11 protein-coding genes are annotated in these 8,653 nt (G+C 32.9%); 3 read left to right on the forward strand and 8 right to left on the reverse strand.

Annotated features, from left to right (window positions below; genetic code table 11):
- Positions 1-54: 54 nt before the first annotated feature.
- From AC6CHV_RS26220 to AC6CHV_RS26250, 7 genes are all read right to left on the reverse strand, one after another.
- A complete protein-coding gene (locus AC6CHV_RS26220; protein WP_498079966.1) occupies positions 55-207 on the reverse strand; it encodes a hypothetical protein in 153 nt (50 codons plus the stop codon).
- Positions 204-554, reverse strand: coding sequence for a hypothetical protein (locus AC6CHV_RS26225; protein WP_498079967.1), 351 nt, complete (start codon positions 552-554; stop codon positions 204-206). The genes AC6CHV_RS26220 and AC6CHV_RS26225 overlap by 4 nt, the downstream gene beginning before the upstream one ends.
- 65 nt (positions 555-619) lie before the next feature.
- The gene (locus tag AC6CHV_RS26230) at positions 620-838 is read right to left on the reverse strand and encodes a hypothetical protein (RefSeq protein WP_498079968.1); all 219 of its coding nucleotides are present in this window, start codon (positions 836-838) and stop codon (positions 620-622) included.
- Positions 807-1,232, reverse strand: a complete 426-nt coding sequence (locus tag AC6CHV_RS26235) for a hypothetical protein (protein ID WP_498079969.1) — start codon at positions 1,230-1,232, stop codon at positions 807-809. Before AC6CHV_RS26235 ends, AC6CHV_RS26230 begins: the two co-directional genes overlap by 32 nt.
- Position 1,233: 1 nt before the next feature.
- Positions 1,234-1,404 (reverse strand): hypothetical protein, encoded by a 171-nt coding sequence (locus tag AC6CHV_RS26240; protein ID WP_498079970.1) that lies wholly within the window; start codon positions 1,402-1,404, stop codon positions 1,234-1,236.
- Between the two features lie 120 nt (positions 1,405-1,524).
- Positions 1,525-1,710: a hypothetical protein gene (locus tag AC6CHV_RS26245; protein ID WP_498079971.1), complete on the reverse strand. Its 186-nt coding sequence runs from the start codon at positions 1,708-1,710 to the stop codon at positions 1,525-1,527.
- A gap of 618 nt (positions 1,711-2,328) precedes the next feature.
- Positions 2,329-3,138 (reverse strand): FRG domain-containing protein, encoded by an 810-nt coding sequence (locus AC6CHV_RS26250; RefSeq protein WP_498079972.1) that lies wholly within the window; start codon positions 3,136-3,138, stop codon positions 2,329-2,331.
- Between the two features lie 304 nt (positions 3,139-3,442).
- Between AC6CHV_RS26250 and mobQ the strand changes: the two genes are divergently transcribed.
- The 3 genes from mobQ (at position 3,443) to AC6CHV_RS26265 (ending at position 6,551) form a co-directional block, all read left to right on the forward strand.
- Entirely contained in the window at positions 3,443-4,960 is a 1,518-nt protein-coding gene (gene mobQ / locus AC6CHV_RS26255; RefSeq protein ID WP_498079973.1) for a MobQ family relaxase, read from the forward strand.
- A 327-nt stretch (positions 4,961-5,287) separates the two neighbouring features.
- Positions 5,288-5,803: a type III toxin-antitoxin system TenpIN family toxin gene (tenpIN, locus tag AC6CHV_RS26260; protein ID WP_498079974.1), complete on the forward strand. Its 516-nt coding sequence runs from the start codon at positions 5,288-5,290 to the stop codon at positions 5,801-5,803.
- A 247-nt stretch (positions 5,804-6,050) separates the two neighbouring features.
- Positions 6,051-6,551, forward strand: a complete 501-nt coding sequence (locus tag AC6CHV_RS26265; RefSeq protein WP_498079975.1) for a DUF3967 domain-containing protein — start codon at positions 6,051-6,053, stop codon at positions 6,549-6,551.
- Positions 6,552-7,803: 1,252 nt separating this feature from the next.
- Here the strand turns inward: AC6CHV_RS26265 and AC6CHV_RS26270 are convergent.
- Positions 7,804-8,496 carry a Rep protein gene (locus AC6CHV_RS26270; protein ID WP_498079976.1) on the reverse strand — a complete coding sequence of 231 codons (693 nt, stop codon included), beginning with the start codon at positions 8,494-8,496 and terminating at the stop codon, positions 7,804-7,806.
- Positions 8,497-8,653 lie beyond the last annotated feature (157 nt).

Here is an 8,653-nt window from a genome sequence, read left to right on the forward strand (position 1 = left end):
TTTCTATGTTTCGACAATAACAACAAAAATTCCTTTTTTCTAGCATTTTTCTTTCTATGATACAACAATTTCTTTTATCTCCTCTAGTTTCTTATTAACCCTTTCAAAACTTTGAAAATCCTTTAAATCTCTCTTTATATCCTTAATGTCGCTTCTAAACTCTTTTACTTCTTGCAAGATTAATTTTAACAGTTCTGCTTCACTCATTGTTTATCCCCCTCTATTTTTGCTTTTAAACTCTCTAGGAGCTTATCATCCACTCTTTTAGGCTTGTACCCCACCCTATCTATCAAAATCCCTTCTATAACCCTCATACGAGCCGTATAACGCCTATATTCGCTTTCAGCAAAGGTTAGAGTGTCAGAATCCACAAAAACACCTTCTGGAGCCTTCTGAACAGTTCTCATAAGGTGATAACTTTTTGTGCGTTCTTCCCTCACCAATCGAAGCAAAATCAGTAAGTCATAAGTATGAAAAAGCGACAGCTCCCTAAAAGGTAGTTCGCATTGATCCAAATAAATAAAATCTCTCATTTTGGGGCGCTGCTTTTTCAAAGAAGCACCACAAAATTCGCAGTCCTCCGCAAATTTATTGTTTTCCGAACTACAGTAAGAGCAAATCATTCTTGAAATTCCTCACTGTTTAAATAATTTGTAACTATTGCCCCTAACTCGTCTGATACTTCCAGTTCGTATTCGTCAATAACAGACTGATAAACTAATAACCCCTCTAATAATCCATTTTCACTAATGAATTTTCGTTTAGTTGCATGATTAAATTCATTTACCCTCTCAATCACAAATTCCTCATTTTCCTTGTAAATCCGTAGCTTTTTCATTTACCATTCCCCCTTTAAAATTCTCTAACGCTAATCTACGAAAGTAGGCAGACATAGATTTTAAATCCTGATCTTTAATTTCCTTTTCGATCTTATCCCAAATATCACTAGGAAGCGTGATAGAAACTTTCTTAGTAACCCCAAGACTTGGGCGACCTACACTTTCCTTTTTAGCTGAATTAGAGTGCTTTAAATGTTCAGGTAATACATCATGTTTATATGGTGGAATATAAAGCTGTTCAAGCATTTCGTTTATTTTTTCGTAGCCTATGCCTTCTTTATTTGCAATAGCCACGAATTCATCTTCCAGTTGTCTAAAGTTTGTATATAAATCTCTTTCTCCATTCCAACGAGCATCATACATTTTCCGGTGAAAATCCAATACTTCTAACATTTTAAATCCACCTACCTATTTCTTTTAAAGCTTTTCGAATCGACTCTAATTGACCAGTTAATAGCTTAATATTTTGCTCTTTGTATTCATGATCAGGACCACTCTGTTCCTCTATCAATTGTTCTTCCCAAATACTTTCCCAGTTTTTTAAGTCATTCCAGATATGATCCATTAATTTTCTCCACCTCTTATTTTAAGTTACCTTTATTATATAATACAAGTTACTAATATTCAACGATTAAAGTGACAAATTGAACATTAAAGGGGGGGGGTTCTCAAATAGAACAGGGGGTTAAATCAGAGAGTAGACAGGTTTGAAAAAAACTTGTCTGTTTTTTATGAATCGAACATAACCAATAATTCGATATTGTTTAGGATCTTCATTCAAGTAAGTTAATTCATCAAGGAAAAAGTGTTCTGTTAATCTTTCTTTAAAAATCGGTTTATCCGTTCCTAAAATTTCGTAAATCTTTAACATAAAATTCCCTCCAACTCCTGAATTTGATATACTTACATTAGCGATAATCACCATTGAATGGGCAATCATTGCCCTAAGCAGACTGCCCACACAGTTTGCAAAAAACCACTCTTAATTTGAGTGGTTTTTTTTATGCCCTAAAGGCTAAGAGGTTGCCCTAAAGGCAACCATTATCTGTAAGGATAAGTATACGGTTTGGTTGAAAAAATTAGCAAATTTACAAAAACAAAAATAGAGGACTATTAAAAGCAATCATTTAATCTATATTTTTTTAAATTTTATTGATATCTGAAATCAAGTATTCCATAAATAACACAGGCATCCAGGGGATGGTTCTCAAATAGAACCATCTATGCCAGAACGAGATAATCCAGTTCTGGATAATTTTTCTAAAGGCACCCAAATCGTTCTGTCATAGAACCATATATTTAAAATCAAAGTGGGGAGATATTTGAAGAAAAAGAAAGGAAATGAGAGAACGCCAAATAGAAATTCTTGAACTTAAATCAATTATTTCCCACATAAAAAATCCTCAATTTTAGCTCAGAATGACCAAATTTGAGGATTGACTTGCATTTTAGCTTCCTAGAATGGGTGGTTATGTTAACTAATTGTGACTTACTTTAAAATATTTAATTTTAATGATTTGCAAAAACCCTCAAGCCCTGGATAAATAGTTTCGTGAGTTAGATTCATTTGTACTAATCTAAACCACCAATCTTTAAGCTCATTTCTACTAATAATAATTTTAATAGCAACTTGTTTACCATCTAATTCTAATTCTCCATTTTTTATACCATATGAATCTAAGATTTCCTCTAAAGTCATATTGATAAAACTAGGTACTATAAATAACCCTTGTTGTTTTCTTAGGCGTTCATTTTTTTCTAACGGCTCATATGAATACAAAAACGGAGATTTTACTTTAAACTTGCTATAGAAAATCTTAAATTTATCATGAGCATTGATCTTTAATATATTTCTATTGTATTTTTCAATACTATTTTTATTTAAAGCATAAATGCAAAAATTATCACTTGCACCGTCTAAGGCAAAAAAAGTAGCTATGTATGGCGAGTAACTCCAATCAAGAAGTCTTGTTGGAGCACCATAATGTTGCATTATTGATAAAGCACTTAGTTTTTCATCAAGCCATTCATTTTGATCATCACTATTTGGATATTCAGATATTCGTTGATTGGAATACAGCTTGTAAGATGATATAAACTCTTTTAACATCTTTGCTTCCACAGAAACACATTTGTCATTGTCTGTTTCAGTAATTGCTCTTTTGCATTCTCGATATAAAGATGACTCTATACGCCACTCCACACAACTTTGCCCACGAAATATCCAATCTTTTGTATTAAATGCCGAAATTACTTGATTAAAATGATTCCAATCCTTCACTTCAATTTCTTTCCACAATATAAATACACCTCCTATTAAAAATTTTCTGATTTCAATTTTACCTTAAACAAGAGGAATACAGCACCTAAAATGCTAGATTCTCCAAATTAACCGTGGTAAAATATTCCTTAAGGGCGCACTTATACACCGGTTGGTGTGTGCGGTTGCTTCGCAACAAAAAAACTTCCTTCCGAATGCTCGGAAGGTCAAAACCTAATTGCCTTCGGCAAGCCAAAACAAAAAACAAACAATCTTCGATTCTTCATTTTTCGTTTCGGTCAAATTGGGTTCACGTGGTGTCTAAGAAAAAGGAGTTGAAATCATGGCTATCTATCACTTTTCAGGAAACGTAATTACAAGAGGGAAAAACCAATCTGCTGTTGCTTCTGCTTCATATCGTAGTGGGGAGAAATTAACAGACGAACGTACTGGTGAAGTGAAGTTCTACAAAAGAGACGTTCAACCTGAAACAATAATTTTAGCTCCTTCTCATGCTCCTGAATGGGTATATGATCGTCAACGGTTATGGAATGAAGTTGAAGCTGTCGAAAAGAATTGGAATAGCCAGTTGGCTAGGGAATTCAATATTGCTCTACCTAAAGAATTATCTAATGAACAACAACTGGAACTGATACGAGATTTTGCTCAAGAACAGTTCGTTGATAAAGGTATGGTAGCCGATATAGCCATACATAGAGATGATGAAAATAACCCTCATGTTCACATCATGCTTACTATGAGAGCATTTAACGAAGATGGCTCTTGGGCTAACAAGAAAAAAAGAGAATATGTTTTTAATGAAAATGGAGAGCATGTTCTTGATAAAAACGGAAACAAAAAATTCTTTGCTGTTCCATTAACCGATTGGGATAGGAAAGAGACTCTTGAAAATTGGCGAGAAGAATGGGCAAACCATGCAAATAAGGCTTTAGAGAAAGCAGGATTCCAAGAAAGGATCTCCCACCTATCACATGAAGCCAGAGGTATTGGTGAATTGCCAAGTGTTCATCTAGGGCATGTAGCTCATGCTATGGAGAAAGAGGGAAAGCAGAGCGATATAGGAAACATTCAAAGGGAAATTGATGAAATCAATAAAGTAATTAGAAATCGAAAAGCAGAGCTTGCAGAAATAGATGCTGAAATTAAAAAATTAAGCGAACAAATCATTGAAATCAAAGGGAATGATTCTAAAGGTAAAAACAGCTATTCTTCTGAAGAACAAAAAATATTTGATAAAGCAAAAGAAAGCCTAAAGGGTAAGGATTTGACTTACTCTAATGTCATTTTCCGATTAGAGCAAGTAGAACGATTCCAGGAACGAATCTCAACTAAAGAAAAAGAGCTGTTTGGTAAAGGAATTGGGAATCTAACTAATAAGGATCGTGAGGACTTAGAGAAGTTGAAAAATCAAAGGCTACGAGCTAATATCGAGCAAGACATTCTTTCTAAGACAAAAGCAATCATGGAAAACAAATTTGTTCGTCATCTGTCTTTAAAATACCCTAATAATCCTGAAATAAAATTCATGAAATTTGAACAAGCCGTCAAGCTCCAAAATATAAATAAAAGCATGAACAAAGTTGTTCCAATTAGTGAAATCAAGAAACAGTATGATAACGCAAAAGAATTAATAAAAAAGCATGATGAATCATTAAAAAATAACAAAACACCATTGCTTGATGAAAATAAATTAGTAAAAGCGAACCAATTAACCGACCTTTATGGTGGCATTCTTGAAGCCGTACAAGAAGCTAACAAAGACATGGAAAAAACATCTAAACGTGAGGAAAAACAACGCTACAGAGGACAAAAGAAAAAGGAATTAGAACGAGGTATGTAAATAACCCATCTTAAAACAATGGGAAAGGACAATGTTATTTTTGAGCTGATCTAGGGTAAAATAAAATATGAATTCCTTAAAGTTCAGCTAGTACCTTGACTTTTCGGGAATTCGCCACATATAATAAAATTAGATGCAGGTGGCAAGGGAAGCCCCTCGTAAAAAAAAGAAATCCCTTAATGAACGATGTATTGGTGGTAGGGACTGCCCCACGTTAAAAAAAGAAATCCCATTGAATGACAAAAAACATGTTGTGCGATTTTTCAAAAAGACCTAGTATTTTACTAGGTCTTTTTTTCGTTTTATAAATACTTTGAGGAGAAAATTATGGCGAAAATAACATTGCACCAATTAACACAGGATTTTTATGATGAACATAGCCATTTGTTAGAAGTCGAAGATAAAAAAAGAGATGGTACTTTTGTTAACAAAGGGCGCGGTTATGGGGTTTTGATGGTTGAGATTAAAGGACACAAATTTGCTATTCCTTTACGTTCGAAAATGAAACACAAAGAAAATTTTACTACAAAGATTTATACAGAGAATGGTCAAAAATATAGAAAAGGCTTAGATTATTCAAAAGCAATAATCATAACAGATCCACGTTTTGTTTCGCTCAAATCCTTCAAAATTGAACAGGAGGAATTTTTGAAAATTGCTAAGGCTGAAAATCATATAATCCAATCTTTTGAAAAATATGTAGATCGCTATGTCCAAGCCTATAATACAGGAGATCAAAACATTCTAAAGAAATACGCTTTTTCAACATTGAAAAATTATCACATGGAATTAGGTTGCGTTACTTTAACAGCTACCGATAATCCCGTACAAACAAGTTCTTAATTTAATTAAGAGCTTGTTTTATTTTTTAAAAGGTACAGGAAGAAAAACTTCCACAACCTTTTTTAATGTAAATAAAAAGAGTGTGGCCAATCAAATTACTCGATTGGCCACACTCTTTTTAAAAATATTTTTCAACTTAATTTCGCAATGACTGATAAACGGTATAGTCATGAGCGTGAACAAGGAATTTCCTTGATAAATATAGAATAATAAATGTATGACTGATGTATGAAAGGTTGCGTGACCGATGAACGATACCAACCAAAAATGGTTTTCAATCATGGAGATCGAGAAGGAAATAGGTATACCAAACGCTACAATCAGAAGATACATTCGAATTCATGGACACCATTTACAAATAAAAAAAAGAGGAAAAGCCTACTTTGTAGCTTCCGAATCCCTTGCTATCATTAAAAAAATACGAGAAATATATGAAAAAGGGAAACAATCAGAAGATGTTGAGGAAGTCCTAGCAAAAATGAATGTACCGACAACCGTTACCATGACTGATGGTGAAAACGAAGTGACCATAACAGCTAATGAAGTCTTGATACAACTGCAAAAAGACATGAACGAACAAAAGAAATTTAATGAGCTATTGTTGGAAACGATAAAAAAGCAACAAGAGTACATTGATGAAAAACTAGAAGAAAGAGATCGTAAGCTTATAGAAGCATTAAAAGAATCTCAACAAGCTAGAAAAGAAATTGCTTCAGCTCAACAAAAGAAATGGTGGAAATTTTGGTAGATTAAAAATCAAAGAAAGGAGAATTGAAAAATGAATTGTAAATATTGCGGTATTAAAACAAACGAGCATGATCCTTATCCTACGGTTTGTGAAAGTTGCTATGATGAAATAAACAACGAAGAAGGTTCAGGAGAATGGATATAAATTATTAGTCAAAAATGGTGGAAATTTTGGTAGATACAATTACGCTTTCGTATGGTGGTAAGGATAGGTTTTAGACTTCATTGGTTAAAACATGCTATTGTTCATAAGTATCTGAAAGGTTTACAATGTAAATAATAAAAGAAAAACCAACACATGTGGTCAGACATATGCTGGTTTGGGTGGCTTTAGATAGCAATAGCAATAACAGCACAAGTTGCTATCACTGTTGTTAGTACAATCATAATGATTGTGCACACAATATTAAGAATATGATGTGGTTTCATAAAAAGGTCACCTCCTTTCAAGCAGAGTTGTAGTCCTAATACAACCCTGCTTTTTATTTTAAAGCATGAAATAGTTAAAGTTCAGACTTTGGAAAGAACTTTTGGAACAAAAGTATATAAAAATCTCTCAAAAAGTCCTCTTAATTTAATAATTTATTTTTTGTATGTTTCTATACAGCACTGCTTGTACAATTATAAAATCTTTTTTTCCTTTCAAACTGTACCCCTTGTTAATTATGTGGACAACTTACATTTGTTCACAAATTCATTAAATCCTTTTTTTATTTTTCTATCTTTATAAATCTATTATTACTCCTATATATCGATTTAGAAATGCTTTTTGTGCGGAACCAAGTTTGACAAGGTGGATCTGCCAGTACCAGTTAATAAATCCAAAATAGCCCCTCACTTTATATAGTCATTAAACTTAAGATAATTTGCTATTTTGTCGAAAAAATTTTCCTAAACTAAAAATGAACCCCTACTATACGAACAATCTCAAAATATTATGGATCAAACCTATCTTAAAGACAGGTTTTAGGTTGCCTTCAGGGCAACCTTTTAGCCTTAAAGGCAATAACGAGAAATATATATAATTAGGGGTTGCAAAACAAAAGGCGAATTGCTATTAAATAATAGTGATAATAGAGAGAGTTTTGTAAAAGTGGTTTGAAACCTTGATATGACTGGGTTTGTTGTACTTTTGAGGGTGTCACCTTTTCGTGACACTTTGAGGTGTTTTTGTCACCTTTTCGTGACACCTAAAAAATTCCAAATAATAAAAAAGATCATATCTTTTTCTGATATGATCTAAAATTTTTTTATTAAAAAAACCTTGCAGGTAAAGTTACCTTTTTTCCGTCTTGATCTTTAAGATTTTTCAAAGAATGTTGAAACAATCTCATTGTTAATTTATCTAATTTCACTTCATGTTTACGAGGTGCACAAATCATAATATAAGGATTCACAATCCATGTTCTAGGGCTTACAGTACGTCCATTTTCAATAACATGACCTGCCCCTTCGGGATTAAGTAAAATCTCTTTTTCTTTTAAGCTATTCATAATAGCAGAGGTTTTCTGTCTTGATTTTCCTATCATTTCGGCAATATCTGAAACAGTTGCAGATTTTGGAAGTTCAAAATCATCCTCAACATTTTTCTTTTTCTTTTTAAATTTATCTTCCCTGCAAATTATCACATTACTTTTAAATTCCAAATAGGCTTGAATCCTAAATAAAAAACTTTCCTCTGCTTGTGTTAAATAATTTATTCTAATTAACAAATCTAAGTTTCTATGCATGGTCTGATTAAACGGCTCCCCTGCAAATGGATCTTTTACTGGCGCAATATAAAAATCCTCACCATAAATTTCTTTTAATTGCTTTAAAACTGTTTCTTTTAATTCCTCGCCTTTTTCTCTAGCTTCTGAATCTTTCTCAAAATCTCTTTTTCTAGCATTTTTTTCAGCTTCATCAACACGTTTCTTTAAATCAATGACTTTGTCATTTCTTCCCACTATTTTTTTCTCTCCCTTAGTAGCAGGAATTAGACTCCATATGCTAGAATATAAATATCTAACAAAGGTCTACTCCTAGACCTAATTAAATAGGGACTAATTCCCACCTATGTATTGAGAAACCCTCCGAGTCCGCTAAACTTGAGGGTTTTTCTAT

It is taken from the genome of Ferdinandcohnia sp. GQ5 (assembly GCF_059759275.1).